Annotated in this window: 3 protein-coding genes; all 3 read left to right on the top strand. The window is 34.0% G+C overall.

Annotated elements, in window-relative coordinates:
* Positions 1-138 precede the first annotated feature (138 nt).
* Positions 139-1,074, top strand: coding sequence for a site-specific integrase (locus H4683_RS21050; protein WP_192600779.1), 936 nt, complete (start codon positions 139-141; stop codon positions 1,072-1,074).
* Entirely contained in the window at positions 1,061-2,038 is a 978-nt protein-coding gene (locus tag H4683_RS21045; RefSeq protein WP_192600778.1) for a tyrosine-type recombinase/integrase, read from the top strand. Before H4683_RS21050 ends, H4683_RS21045 begins: the two co-directional genes overlap by 14 nt.
* A gap of 2 nt (positions 2,039-2,040) precedes the next feature.
* Positions 2,041-2,197, top strand: a 157-nt coding sequence (locus tag H4683_RS22585; protein ID WP_192600777.1) for a site-specific integrase, incomplete at its 3' end; no start/stop codon positions are given.

Here is a 2,197-nt window from a genome sequence, read left to right as displayed (position 1 = left end):
TTCATCTTATGTTGAGTCATATATTATGAAGAGTTATCTTGGGTAATACGAATATTCGACAGAAGGACATATCTTTCTTCATGTTGCTGACTCTACATAATATTTTAAGGGTATCCTCTTTTTAGGAGGTGCATTAAAATGCAAAAAGGCACTAAAAAGTTACAGCTTAAGTATGTTGTCTATTTAGAAACTCTGGAAGCTTACCTAAACGTAGACGAGTTCAAAACCCTTTCATCGTTGACAATTTCATCAAAAAGGGTAACTATTACTTCTTTAATGAATTATCTTGGTGACAATAATGTAGATGATTTCCGTCATTGCAGGCAAAATGATGTAACAGGATATTTAACTTCAATATCTAATTTATCATCGTCCACTATCAGTGGACGTACATTTATTTTGCGCCATTTTTTCAATTATTTGAATAGGGAAAGTTTCACGCTATATTCAGGCGATCAATTGTTTCCTGTCATATTTAGTAATAAAAACGAACGCATTTTATCATTCTATTCCATTGATGAAATAAAACGTACGATTAGAATAATTGACAAAAGTTCTATTTATGGCAAACGCGACTTCTTGGTTGTATTACTGGCCGCAGAACTTGGAATTCGTTCCGGCGATATTATACGTATGAAGTTCTCTAATATTCATTGGAATCGCAGTACAATCGAGTTTATACAGTACAAAACAGGAGACTTTATCCAACTTCCATTGCTAGATAACATTAAATATGCGTTGATTGATTACTTGAAAAATAGCCGTCCCCAGAGTGATTCGGCTTATATTATTATAGGTAATAAAAATGGTCGGATACCTATAACTAATACCTGCGTACATTATATAATTTCAAAGTACTTACAAAAGGCCGATATTGATATTTCAGAACGAAAACATGGTCCCCATGCCATGCGGCATTCATTAGCGAGTAACATGCTTCACAACAATACCCCTATGCATGTAATTAAGGATGTTCTTGGTCACTCAAATATTAATACAACTAAAATATATCTAAATATCGATATTGATACTCTTAGGAAAGTGGCTTTGGAGGTGTTATATGAAGCAGATTGATTCATATAACTTTCCAGAAGCTTATTGCGATATAGCATTAGAATACATCAGGTATAAACAGTCACTAGGTTTCAAGTATTCAGTTTCAGAACAGCAACAAGTAAATAGGATGCTTGCTTTTATCTATTCGAAATCAATAACAAATCCAATACTCGCTTTAACCTCTGAGCTAGTAATTGAATATGCTTCCAAAAGAGAAAATGAAAGTTTCAGTACCCTTCACATAAGACAGTCCCATATAAGACAGTTTGCTCTTTTTTTGAATCTGAGGGGTATACTTGCATACGTCTATCCTAAGAATCTAGTTAAAACTACAGATCATTTCGTACCATATATTTTTACGAAAGATGAAATAAATAGAATTCTTCGTGTAGCCGATTCAATCGGCCCCAATAAAAACAAGTTTATTAATACACCATATATATATCCCGCAGTAATCCGCATACTTTATGGATGTGGATTAAGAATAAGTGAAGCTCTTTCACTTAAATGTGAGGAAGTTGATCTTGCTGGAGGCATCCTCACAGTCTTAAATGGCAAAAATAATGGTTCTAGATTAGTTCCAACCTCAGAATCTTTACGAAAGTACTTGGTAATATATAACTCGAAAGTGGAGAGAAACGGTAATCCATATTTCTTTCCAGCACTTCATCAGGAAAGATATTCTCCACAGACTATCCGTAAACAGTTTTATAAAATGGAGAAAAGGGCAGGAATACCGCAGCTTAGTAACGGAAGGTATCCGCGGATCCATGATTTAAGACACACATTTAGTGTACATGCTCTAGAACAAATGATTAAAAATGGTCAGGATCCTTACTGCTCTCTTCCAATACTAAGTTCCTATCTTGGGCACAAGGGTGTTGAATCGACTGAAAAATACCTCCGGTTAACAAAGCAGTACTTCACAGATATCTTACAATTCAATTCTGAAGATGCAGATAAAATATTTCCGGAGGTGTAATTTTGCATAAAAAAAGTGTAGCTTATTTTATAACAGTTTTTTTCACAGATTACCTTGACAAAGAAGCCGGGTTGTCAACTAATACCATAAAGTCATATAGGGATGCTTTTATATTGTTTTTTAAATATCTTGATGAAAAAGATATTTGTAAACCTAGTA

It is taken from the genome of Sporosarcina limicola, assembly GCF_014873855.1.
Classification (GTDB): Bacteria; Bacillota; Bacilli; order Bacillales_A; family Planococcaceae; genus Sporosarcina; species Sporosarcina limicola.
This window is presented reverse-complemented; position numbering and strand designations above follow the sequence as displayed.